The sequence below is a fragment of the Nostoc sp. genome, assembly GCF_036917755.1.
Lineage (GTDB): Bacteria > Cyanobacteriota > Cyanobacteriia > Cyanobacteriales > Nostocaceae > Nostoc.
In genome coordinates, this window is sequence record NZ_JBALFC010000078.1 from 1 (window position 1) to 10683 (window position 10683).

Consider the following 10683-nt stretch of genomic DNA (forward strand, 5'->3'; position numbering starts at 1 on the left):
ATCATGGGATTGAGCTTGTTGCAGATCAATCAGAACGCAATGAAATTGCGAGATTAAATTTAATCGCAGGACAGAAAGCAAAAGCTGCGATCGCCCACAATACAGCGCAAAAATATTTAGCCACAGCAAGAGTTTGGCTGGCAGCTTCTAGCTGGCAAACAAACTATGACTTGACATTAGATTTATATTTAGAAACAACAGAATTAGCGTACTTGTGTGGCGATTTTGAGCAGGTAGAACACTGGGTAGCGATCGTTGTGCAAGAGGGCAAAACTGTTCTCGACATTGTAAAAGTTTACGAAGTCAAAATTCAAACCGATATGGCGCAGAGCCAGCCATTGAAAGCGATCAATACTGCATTGCAAGTTTTGCAGCAACTAGGGATCAGTTTTCCTCAACAGCCAAGTAAGTCAGATATTCAGCTTGAACTAGATGCGATCGCATCACTCTTTGGCGAGAAGCCGATTGGAGACTTGAGCCATTTGCCAAAAATGACCGAGCCGGAAAAGTTGGCGGCGATGCGAATCTTATCAAGCATCACGATTGCTGCCTATATTGCTGTTCCTGATTTGATGCCGCTACTTGTGTCTAAACAAGTCAACTTGTCAATTCAATATGGCAATGCGTTTGTGTCTCCCTTTGCCTATGCTACCTTTGGGATGATTCTTTGTGGGATGGTCGGAAACATCGAGTCTGGTTACCAGTTTGTTTTGCATCTGTTATCAACCCAGGCAGCCATTGCCATCGAAAATGCCAAACTGTACTCCAAGCTACGCGCCAGCGAAAGTAAGATGACCCAGTTTTTAGAAGCGGTTCCGGTGGGAATTGGAGTTGTGGATATGCTGGGTCGCCCTTACTACGCCAATCAACAGGCAATTCAGCTATTGGGCAAAGGCATTGTTCCCTCTGCGACACCGGATCAACTTGCAGAGGTTTATCAACTTTATCTGGCGGGAACGGATCAACCCTATCCTATTGATAACCTGCCAGTGATGCGGGCATTGAGCGGTGAACGCACTAGAATTGATGATTTAGAAATTCACCAAAACAATGCAACCATTCCAGTTGAAGGGTGGGGAACTCCAATTTTTGATGAACAGGGCAATGTGGCTTATGCGATCGCAGCCTTTCAAGATATCACAGAGCGCAAACAAGCAGAACAACTGCTAGCAAATTATAACCGCACCTTAGAGCAACAGGTAAGAGAACGAACAGCAGCTTTACAGCAAAGCGAAGCAGCCCTGCGCGAGCGAGAACAGGAGTTACGACTGATCACCGACGCTCTCCCCGTTTGTATATGTTACATAGATACAGATCAGCGCTATCGATTTGCCAACCAAACTTATGAGGACTGGTATGGCTGTAGTCGAGATCAAATTCTGGGTAAGCAGGTTCGTGAAGTCATGAGTGAGACAACTTATCAAATTATTGAACCTTACATCAATCGAGCGCTAGCAGGACAGATTACAACCTATGAGGCAGAAATCTCTTTGCCGTTTGGTAAAAAGTATGTTGCTGTCACCTCCATCCCCGATATTGATCGCAATGCTCAAGTGAGAGGATACTATGGTTTGATCGCAGACATTAGCGAACAGCGAAACGCTGCACTACGTGAACGCAAATCTGCTGAAGAAGCCTCAATTCTGGAAGAACGCAACCGCATAGCGCGGGAAATCCATGATACACTAGCCCAAGCTTTTACTAGCATCATCGTTCACTTAGATGCTGCCTCCCAGCGCCTCACAATCGATCCAGATGCCGCCGAGTCACACCTGAAAACGGGGCGGATATTGGCGCGTTCCGGGCTTGCCGATGCCCGTCGATCGGTAGAGGCACTCCGCCCGCAGATTTTAGAAGAAGGGGATTTACATAGTGCCCTTGATCGACTTGCTACTCAGATGTTTTCCCATACGACAGTTCAGGTCGTGTGCAAAGCGATTGGTGAACCCCATGTGTTGCCGAACGAAGTCGAAGCGAATCTGCTTCGCATTGGCCAAGAAGCGTTAACCAATGCATTTAAGTATGCGAACGCGAGTGAAATTCAGGTTGAGTTGCGGTATGAGCGATGCTTGACGGGGGCGGAGCGATGCCTGCGGCGGGCTACGCCAACGCAGTTCGTCTTGCAGATTAAAGACAATGGGCAAGGGTTTGAAAGCAGCAGTCTGTCTGTTATTCGGGGCTTTGGATTACTCGGAATGACCGAACGCGCCCAACGGATTGGGGCAGAATTGACGATTCAGAGCCACCTTGGACAAGGGACAGAAATCGTAGTAAGAGTACAAACGCCATGACGCACCCGCACAGATCATCCCCGACACCAAGCTCCTCTGTAATCCGCGTCTTGATCAGCGATGATCATCCATTTATGCGAGAAGGTCTAGCAGCCGTACTTGACTATAAACCGGATATGACCGTGGTTGGGCAAGCTGGCAACGGGCACGAAGCAGTAGAATTGTTCCGCCAACATCAACCCGATGTCACGTTGATGGATTTGCGGATGCCTGAGTTGAGCGGAGTTGAAGCGATCGCTACCATTTGCCCTGAGTTTGCCGAGGCTCGGATCATTGTCCTAACGACCTACGACGGCGACGAAGACATCTATCGGGGACTGCGAGCGGGTGCAAAGGGCTACGTCTTAAAGGACGCAGAACCGGATGAACTACTGACAGCGATTCGGGCAGTTCACAGAGGTCAAAAGTACATCCCCCCTGCCATAGGCGCAAAATTGGCAGAGCGGATCGGTAGCCCAGAATTGAGCGATCGTGAATTGGAGGTGCTACGCCTGATGGCAAGGGGTAAGAGCAACTTAGAGATTAGCACTGCTTTGGCGATCGCTGAGGGAACGGTCAAATTCCATGTCAAAAATATTCTCAGCAAGTTGGCAGTGAGCGATCGCACTCAGGCGATGATTGTTGCTCTGAAGCGCGGCATTATTACGCTTTGATAATTTAGAATAAGTTCGTCATTCCTAGCCCTAAGAGTAGGTCGATCGCTATCCTTGTTGCTAGTGCAAATACTTCTCGTGGGGGATGCGACAAAGTGGGAGCAATTCCCGTATTTTGAGAATAAAGAAACAACATTCAATTTCTTACCATTTTTTCAAGCGTTTTCATCGCCAGGATGCTATCCACCAGACTGGATAAAAAAACGATGAGTCAGACAAGCGATGGTGACGGACTGCTCATGCCAATTTCAGAACACGAACACATCCAAGGAACAATGGATGCGTCAGTCGTTTTAGTTAAATACGGTGACTATCAATGTCTTTCCTGTGGTGAGGTTCATCGGATGATTCAAGAGATTCAGCAACAAATCCAATTGCGGTTTGTATTCCGCCATTTCCCGCGCACACACATTCATTTCCAAGCACAAAGGGCAGCAGAAGCAGCAGAAGCCGCCGCCGCTCAAAATAAGTTTTGGCAGATGCACAATCTCTTATTTGAGAATCAATATGCCCTTAACGATGGGCATCTTCTAGAGTATGCTAATAACATACAGCTTGACATCGATCAATTCCTTCGGGACATGACAGACCATGTTCATGCCGAGCGGGTCAATCAAAACATTCAAGGTGGTATACAAAGCGGTGTCAGTAGTACGCCAGCTTTATTCGTTAACGGAGTTCGCTATCGGGATGCCTGGGATACAGAGAGATTACTCGCAGCGATTATCTACCAGAGGCTACGCCAACGCCCAAGCTAGAAATTCTCAATCCATGTAATGTGAGGAAAGTATGCAAATGAACGCTATAGAAATTGTCAAGAAGGCTTACATTTACCTCAACGAAAAAGATATTCCTAGTTATTTTTCTCTAATGTCCCCTAATGTTGAATTTTATCAAACTGAAGAGTTACCTTGGGGTGGTCAGTATCGTGGCTTTGATGAAATCAAGGTTTTTTTATTAAAGATTTTTCCCCTGATTGATTCTTCAGTCGAGATATCTCACTACATTCAAGCTGGCAATCAAATAGTTGCGATCGGTAAGACTAGTGGTGTAGCAAAGCTAACTGGAAAAAAGTTTAGTTGTAACTTGGCTCACATCTGGACAGTCAAGGAGGAAAAAATTGTGCGATTAGAGGTTTACATCGACACTGATGCAATGAATGCCGCTCTGGTATAACGTTTTAACTCATTTTGTCACAACCAACGACACTCTTTCGTTTTATTTATAAATAGCTCACAGGTTTCAACAGGAGATTCACAAATGAAGATTTTTGTTGCAGGCGCAACGGGAGCGATCGGTCGTCCGTTAATCGCGCAACTACTCGGCTTAGGACATGATGTAGTGGCTCTGACGCGTTCTCCAGAAAGAGCCAGGACTTTAGCCGAACAAGGTGTAGAACCAGCGATCGCAGATGTATTCGATGCAGATGCTGTCAAAGCTGCGATCACCCGCGCTCAACCGGAAGTGGTGATTGAACAACTCACTTCCCTGCCCAAAACTTACACTGGCGAGTCGATGAGTGCAGCAGCACCACTGAACACTCGCATCCGTCGAGAAGGAGGTGCCAATGTGCTGGCGGCAGCGCAAGCAGCTGGTGTGCGCCGTTATCTGAGGCAGTCGATCGCATTTTGGGCGGTTCCCGGTGCAGGCTTGGCAGACGAAGAAACGCCACTAGCTTTTGATGCCTCGCCTGCGGTTGCAGCAGATGCTCACATAGTTACTGAGATCGAGCGTCGCTTACTCGAAACGCCCAACTTAGAAGGGATTGCTTTGCGTTATGGCTTCCTCTACGGACGCGGTACCTGGTTTGCTGCCGATGGCGATGTTGCCCAACAGGTGCGCCAGCAAAAGTTCCCGATCGTTGGGAATGGCGAAGGCGTATGGTCGTGGGTTCACATTGAGGATGCGGCGATCGCTACAATTGCGGCAGTGGATCGGGGTAATCCTGGCATTTACCTGATTACCGACGATCAACCCTTAGCGGTTCGCCAGTGGCTTTCTGCTTATGCCCAATGGCTCAATGCTCCACCACCGACCCAGATATCGGTTGAGGATGCTCTGCTTCTTAGTGGCGCCGATGCGGTCTATTATGGTACTCAGATGCGAGGCGCATCGAATGTTAAGGCAAAACGCGAATTAAATTTTCAGCCTCGACCCTTGGAATGGATAGTTAACTCCGCCGTGGCTCATGCCAGTTAACAATTTATAGGGAGAAGTTTAAAGATGAAGATTGCTCAATATGGAACAGCGATCGTGGTAATTCATGCGATCATAAACGGATTGCATGGTTTAGCGCATGTGGAAATCCCAGTTCCCCTCTCTCTCCTTCAGAGTTTGTTTGTGGGTATTGTGATTTTTCCGATTCCGATCATTGCAGCCATTTTACTTTGGACACAGTTCTACCGCATTGGTAGCTGGCTCTTGCTCAGTTCAATAGCAGGATCGCTCCTTTTTGGAATCTACAATCATTTAATCGTGATTAGTCCCGATCATCTGTCTCAAGTTTCCTTTGCAGGTTGGGGTCTGCTTTTCCAAATCACAGCCATCCTAATATTAATTGTGGATGGATTCGGCTGTTGGATTGGCATCTGGGCATTGAAAAAGATTCAGCAACCAGAGACGGTTATATGAATTATTTCCTATTTTCCATAAATACCTGCTTGTTCCCAATTTAGAGGAGTTTTTTTCATTAGACATACAGCAAATTATCCAATTTCTCATCGCACGGTATCGAACATGAACCAGACACTCAAGAATAAACGCGCACTCATTACCGGAGGCAGTCGCGGCATTGGGGCAGCGATCGTCAAGCGTTTAGCAAGTGAAGGCGCTGATGTCGCCTTCACCTATGCCAGCTCACCCGATCGCGCTAACGAAATCGTGCAGGCAGCGCAGGCGCTAGGTGTCCAAGCACTTGCCATCCAAGCCGACAGTGCCGAAGCCAGTGCGGTGGTCGCTGCTGTTGAGCAGACTGTAGACAAATTCGGCGGCATTGATATTCTCGTTAACAATGCGGGCGTGCTAGCGATCGCTCCGATTGACGATTTCACGCTGGCGGACTTTGATCGCACCCTCGCCGTTAACGTGCGTGCCGTGTTTGTGGCGACGCAAGCCGCAGTCAAGCACATGAAAGAGGGCGGACGCATCATCAACATCGGTAGCACCAATGCCGAACGGATGCCATTTCCTGGTGGCGGCGTTTATGCCATGAGTAAATCTGCTCTGCAAGGGCTTGTGCAAGGGCTATCGCGTGACCTTGGGCCACGCGGAATTACGATCAACAACGTGCAGCCCGGCCCGATCGCTACGGATATGAATCCCTCGGAGGGTGAGTTTGCCGAGATGCTCAAAAAGCAGATCGCGGTAGTCCGCTACGGCACCGTCGAAGAGGTTGCGGGGCTGGTTGCTTATCTGGCCGGACCTGAGTCCGGTTACATCACCGGCGCAAACCTGATGATTGACGGAGGGTTCAGCGCATAACTGCCGTAGGTGGATGCCTAATACCAATTCGTAATTCGTAATTCGTAATTCAGTAAGGCGGATGTATTCTGGGCTTGGATTCTGTTGCTTAATTTTAGAGAATTGGTATAACTCAGGGGGTAAATTCCTGACTTAGGCATCCAAATAAGGATTAGAAGAGCATATTTATGAGGTAAATTACTGGAATCCCGGTTGAGCGATCGCATTTATTTCTCATAGAGGTTGAAAAAATATGTTTGATCTCGACCAAACTATTAAAGACCGGCACTCAACACGCAAATTCTTATCCCAACCAGTGCCACGGGCTTTACTCGATGAAGCCCTCGCTCTAGCGCAGCTCGCACCGTCGAATTCAAACATCCAGCCGTGGCGGTTGGTGTTCGCCCAAGGCGTCCGCCGCGATCGTCTGCAACAGGCTTTGCTAAATCAAGCCAAGCAGCATCCACCTAACATCTCTCCCCTGCCTTCTGCCTTCCAGCATTACCGCCAGGAACTGGGCGCCCAAGTCTACGGGGCGATGGGGATTGCTCGTGACGATCAGGCGAATAGACAACTGGCAGTTCTGCGTAATTACGAATTTTTTGGCGCACCACTGGTTGGTATCGTCTGTATGCACCAAACTCTCGGCGTTGCCGATGCCTTGAGTGTGGGAATGTATTTACAGACACTGGTGTTGAGCCTAACCGCTCGCGGCATTGGTACCTGTGTAGAAGTTTCGCTAGCGGCTTATCCCGAAATCATCCGCAGCGAGTTAAACATCTCACCGGAATTATCGATCCTTTGTGGTTTAGCCGTTGGCTATGCCGATCCTGATTTTCCCGCTAATCATCTGCATATAAGCCGTGAGGCCGTTGAGAAAAACGTCTTGTTTCAGAGCAATTGAAAAAAGGAGAAAAACCATGACTCATGCCAACTTATCTACTACTACACAAGAATCTACTACTACACAAGAAGCGGCAACTGATACTATTCTGGATATCGATCTCAATGTTCAAGCTGAAAAAGGGCCAGACCTGCGGAAAGATCATCCCAAAAGCCACGGCTTAGTTTGGGGAGAATTTATTATTGAAGACAACATTCCCCAATCATTACAGGTTGGCATTTTCGCTCACCCTAAGACCTATCCAATTTGGGTGCGTTTCTCAAATGCTTCCGATGCGGAGAAACGCGGTAAACTCAAGTCGGATTTAGAACCCGATATTCGAGCAATGGCCATCAAACTCATGCAGGTAGAGGGTCAAAAAGTACTGGATGATGAGCCGGAAACTCAAGATTTTCTGCTGATTAATACGCCGATCTTTTTTGTGAAAAATGCTCAAGGGTTTGCCGCCTTGACGAAAGCAAGTGTTGGTAAGGCAGATGCAGAAGAATTGCGATCGCTAGCCCCCACTTTTGAAATCCTTAAGGCAGTCACCAGCAAACAAGTTGCCAATCCACTGCTGATTCAATACTGGAGTACAACGCCCTATCAATTGGGTTCTCAGTCCATCAAATATTCCGTAAAACCTCAACAGCAAGAGTCTCCCAATTCGATCCCCGACTCCGAGAATTACCTGCGTGAAGCAATAGTCGCCTATCTGTCGGCAGACGGTCAAGAGGCCACCTTTGACTTTCTGGTACAGTGCTATGTCAATGACGAGAAAACCCCTATCGAAGATCCGATGCAAGAGTGGAAAGAGGAAGACTCACCGTTTATTAAGCTTGCAACTATTAGAATTCCCACTCAGAAATTCGACTTCCAGGAGCGGGATCGGTTGAATGAAGGACTCTCCTTCAACCCCTGGCATACCCTGACTGAACACGCGCCTCTGGGTAGCGTTAACTTAGCTCGTAAGAAAGTTTATCAAGAAATCGCAAAGGCTCGACGGAACTATATACAACACCGCATTCAAGAACCGCAAGCTCACAGTTCAATCTTGGATGACCCTCAGTAGTCTCTCTTTAGGGATTTCCAAGAAATAAATTACTACTACTTGTGGGGTGGGCCGAAAAGCCATTGGTGTCAACTTCAAGTTAAGGAGCAATTGTCAATAAGTAATCTTACTCAAAAGTTTGCTGAAATCGGGGTAGAAAACACAATTTTTAGGCTAGCTTACGCGTCATATTTAAACGCATCATTGATTTTTGCCCTCAAAAGCCAGTACAAAAGTTAATTTCATACTTTGTAGTGTGGCTGGTTTTCAGCATAATTACTAGTTGACCAAAGTGATTTCGTCTTAACTTGACAGCAATGGCATCTTGCCCGCCTTGGCTACCAGCGTAGATAAAACAGGTTGATTCTAGTACTCTGTCAAGCCAACTATGCTGGGTGAGACACTTCTGAAACATCTCTTTTCTTCTCTCTCTGTGCCCTCTGCGCCTCTGTGGTTCGTTTATTTACCCTTCAAACTTCGCTTGACAGACTACTAGAGATTGTATTCACATTGAGCGATCGCATCTAATTTTAACACCAGAATGTTGCCACCCCGATGGTAATTGGCGATCGCCTGGATTTGCTTCAACCGTCTAAAATCTTCTTTAAAAGTTTTGTCGTCCTGGCAATTTTATTTACCTAAAAACAGCAGAGGTACAAAAGGAGGATATCATGACTCAATATGACTACATTGTGATTGGTGCAGGTTCGGCAGGCTGCGTTGTTGCCAACCGTCTGACAGAAGACAATGAAACAACAGTGTTATTAATCGAAGCTGGCAACCCAGATACTAAACCGGAAATTCAAATCCCGGTGGAATGCACAAATCTACTAGGCTCCGAGGTAGACTGGGGATATTTCTCTGAACCAGAACCGTACCTCAACGATCGCAAAATCTTTTGTCCTCGTGGCAAAGTCTTGGGGGGCAGCAGTTCGATTAATTTCTTACTGTATGTCCGAGGCAATCCTCACGATTATGACCACTGGCAGGAATTAGGGAATCCCGGTTGGAGTTACCAAAATGTATTGCCCTATTTCAAGAAATCTGAGAACCAGCAACGCGGTGCCTCGGAATACCACGGTGTGAATGGCGAGTTGAGCGTGACCGATATCATTTCCCCGGCTGCAATCTCCCACCGATTTGTAGACGCATCTGTGGCAATGGGATATGACCACAATCCTGATTTCAACGGAATGCAGCAGTTAGGGGCAGGACTCTATCAGTTCACGGTCAAGGATGGTAAACGGCACAGTGCCGCAGCCGCATTTCTTCTCCCCATTCTCCAACGTCCCAATTTGACAACGATGACAGGAGCATTAGTGACTCGATTGTTGTTTGAGGGAACCCGCACCGTTGGGGTGGAATATATGCATGAGGGAACGCTGCACCAAGCCAGGGTCAACCAGGAAGTGATTTTAAGTGCTGGCGCGTTCGATTCGCCCAAGCTGCTGATGCTTTCCGGCATTGGTGATGCAGAACAGTTGCAAGCAATGGGGATTTCTGTAGTCGTTGATTTGCCAGGTGTCGGTCAAAACCTCCAAGATCACGTTTTCGTTCCCATAGTATACGAGGCAACTCAGGATTTACAACCTGCAATTACTAGTAATGGCATTGCTGAAGCTGGATTGTTTTTGCATAGTCAGGGGAATCAGGAGGTTACGCCAGATTTACAGCTTTTTTTCGGGCCGATTCTGTGGGCACCTCCTGGCTATGCCAACTCTGGTGTAGGCTTCACGGGTCTAGTCAGTTTGACCCATCCCCAAAATATTGGAAGTGTCAAATTGCGTTCGCCTGACCCCAAAGACGCACCAATTATTCGGATGAACTATCTCCAAAGTCAATCCGATGTGCAAAAGCTCGTTGAAGCAGTTAAATTGATGCGCCAATTATTTCATACCAGTGCCTTTGATCAGTTTCGAGGCAGAGAAGTCGCGCCTGGTGCCGACATGACTAGCGATGAAGCACTCGTTGCGTACATCCGGGAAACTTGCGGTACTGTGTTTCATCCGGTCAGCACCAACAAAATGGGATCTGACCCAATGGCGGTTGTGGACTCTGAACTCCGGGTATATGGGGTTGAGGGGTTGCGTGTCGCAGATGCATCAATTATGCCAACTCTAACCACGGGAAACACTAACGTCCCCACAATTATGATCGGCGAAAAAGCAGCCGATTTAATCAAGCCGCAGGTGGTGTTTGACAGCAAGCAAATCAGAGCAATTGCAAACTAACTCGCTGGCGCGATTTCTAGACATTAGACCTCTTGCAAAAGTCACTCAGGAAGATTTGATTTTGGGGAGAAAAAGCTCGTAATTGTAGAGAGCAGCAATCAGATTAAACCGCAAA

General features: G+C 47.5%; 11 protein-coding genes. 10 read left to right on the forward strand and 1 reads right to left on the reverse strand.

From position 1 onward, the window contains the following. From V7L05_RS17545 to V7L05_RS17585, 9 genes are all read left to right on the forward strand, one after another. The coding region (locus V7L05_RS17545) for a PAS domain-containing sensor histidine kinase (RefSeq protein WP_335165826.1) at positions 1-2291 on the forward strand (2291 nt) is incomplete at its 5' end. Then, a complete protein-coding gene (locus tag V7L05_RS17550; protein ID WP_335165828.1) occupies positions 2288-2944 on the forward strand; it encodes a response regulator transcription factor in 657 nt (218 codons plus the stop codon). The genes V7L05_RS17545 and V7L05_RS17550, both read left to right, overlap by 4 nt. A gap of 206 nt (positions 2945-3150) precedes the next feature. Further along, positions 3151-3702: a DsbA family protein gene (locus V7L05_RS17555; RefSeq protein ID WP_335165830.1), complete on the forward strand. Its 552-nt coding sequence runs from the start codon at positions 3151-3153 to the stop codon at positions 3700-3702. A gap of 37 nt (positions 3703-3739) precedes the next feature. Beyond that, positions 3740-4120 (forward strand): nuclear transport factor 2 family protein, encoded by a 381-nt coding sequence (locus tag V7L05_RS17560; protein ID WP_335165832.1) that lies wholly within the window; start codon positions 3740-3742, stop codon positions 4118-4120. Positions 4121-4204: 84 nt separating this feature from the next. Further along, entirely contained in the window at positions 4205-5143 is a 939-nt protein-coding gene (locus V7L05_RS17565; RefSeq protein ID WP_335165835.1) for an NAD-dependent epimerase/dehydratase family protein, read from the forward strand. Positions 5144-5167: 24 nt separating this feature from the next. Next, positions 5168-5575: a hypothetical protein gene (locus tag V7L05_RS17570; protein WP_335165837.1), complete on the forward strand. Its 408-nt coding sequence runs from the start codon at positions 5168-5170 to the stop codon at positions 5573-5575. Positions 5576-5680: 105 nt separating this feature from the next. Further along, entirely contained in the window at positions 5681-6424 is a 744-nt protein-coding gene (locus V7L05_RS17575; protein WP_335165839.1) for a 3-oxoacyl-ACP reductase family protein, read from the forward strand. 232 nt (positions 6425-6656) lie between these two features. Beyond that, positions 6657-7307 carry a nitroreductase gene (locus V7L05_RS17580; protein WP_335165841.1) on the forward strand — a complete coding sequence of 217 codons (651 nt, stop codon included), beginning with the start codon at positions 6657-6659 and terminating at the stop codon, positions 7305-7307. Between the two features lie 16 nt (positions 7308-7323). Then, positions 7324-8358, forward strand: coding sequence for a catalase family protein (locus V7L05_RS17585; protein ID WP_335165843.1), 1035 nt, complete (start codon positions 7324-7326; stop codon positions 8356-8358). Between the two features lie 196 nt (positions 8359-8554). Here V7L05_RS17585 and V7L05_RS17590 read toward each other — a convergent pair whose 3' ends face one another. Then, positions 8555-8752, reverse strand: coding sequence for a hypothetical protein (locus V7L05_RS17590; RefSeq protein ID WP_335165845.1), 198 nt, complete (start codon positions 8750-8752; stop codon positions 8555-8557). A gap of 256 nt (positions 8753-9008) precedes the next feature. Between V7L05_RS17590 and V7L05_RS17595 the strand changes: the two genes are divergently transcribed. Then, positions 9009-10568: a GMC family oxidoreductase gene (locus V7L05_RS17595; RefSeq protein ID WP_335165847.1), complete on the forward strand. Its 1560-nt coding sequence runs from the start codon at positions 9009-9011 to the stop codon at positions 10566-10568. Positions 10569-10683: the final 115 nt, after the last annotated feature.

What these genes read in the sequence shown, in the direction of transcription:
- V7L05_RS17550 (WP_335165828.1), top strand. Translation starts at nt 2,288, where the DNA reads ATGACGCACCCGCACAGATCATCCCCGACACCAAGCTCCTCTGTAATC.
- V7L05_RS17555 (WP_335165830.1), top strand. Translation starts at nt 3,151, where the DNA reads ATGAGTCAGACAAGCGATGGTGACGGACTGCTCATGCCAATTTCAGAA.
- V7L05_RS17560 (WP_335165832.1), top strand. Translation starts at nt 3,740, where the DNA reads ATGAACGCTATAGAAATTGTCAAGAAGGCTTACATTTACCTCAACGAA.
- V7L05_RS17565 (WP_335165835.1), top strand. Translation starts at nt 4,205, where the DNA reads ATGAAGATTTTTGTTGCAGGCGCAACGGGAGCGATCGGTCGTCCGTTA.
- V7L05_RS17570 (WP_335165837.1), top strand. Translation starts at nt 5,168, where the DNA reads ATGAAGATTGCTCAATATGGAACAGCGATCGTGGTAATTCATGCGATC.
- V7L05_RS17575 (WP_335165839.1), top strand. Translation starts at nt 5,681, where the DNA reads ATGAACCAGACACTCAAGAATAAACGCGCACTCATTACCGGAGGCAGT.
- V7L05_RS17580 (WP_335165841.1), top strand. Translation starts at nt 6,657, where the DNA reads ATGTTTGATCTCGACCAAACTATTAAAGACCGGCACTCAACACGCAAA.
- V7L05_RS17585 (WP_335165843.1), top strand. Translation starts at nt 7,324, where the DNA reads ATGACTCATGCCAACTTATCTACTACTACACAAGAATCTACTACTACA.
- V7L05_RS17590 (WP_335165845.1), bottom strand. Translation starts at nt 8,752, where the DNA reads ATGTTTCAGAAGTGTCTCACCCAGCATAGTTGGCTTGACAGAGTACTA.
- V7L05_RS17595 (WP_335165847.1), top strand. Translation starts at nt 9,009, where the DNA reads ATGACTCAATATGACTACATTGTGATTGGTGCAGGTTCGGCAGGCTGC.